This window comes from Haloparvum sedimenti, assembly GCF_001462205.1.
In the GTDB taxonomy this organism is placed as follows: domain Archaea; phylum Halobacteriota; class Halobacteria; order Halobacteriales; family Haloferacaceae; genus Haloparvum; species Haloparvum sedimenti.
Genome location: NZ_LKIR01000124.1, coordinates 20,311 through 20,612, shown reverse-complemented (window position 1 = coordinate 20,612; position 302 = coordinate 20,311).

Here is a 302-nt window from a genome sequence, read left to right as displayed (position 1 = left end):
CGCGAGCCTGCCGAGCGAGAGTCAGCAAGTCGCAGCCCGGACCCGTCCGTCGGGCTGTGCCGAGAGACGCAACGGAACGCCCGGACCGTCTTGCCAGATAAGCACCGCAGCGGGCGGTGCTGAGAGCGAGGAGCGCAGCGAGGCGCGGCGCGGTCGAGCCGGCTGGGGCTTTCTGGATGGTGTTGTTCCACGCAGCAGAATCTGCAACAGACACAAAAACCGCGTACAGAGAGCCGGCTGGGGCTTTCTGGGTGTTGCCGTCCAGCGCAGCAGGATCTGCAGCAGTCACAGAAACACCGCCC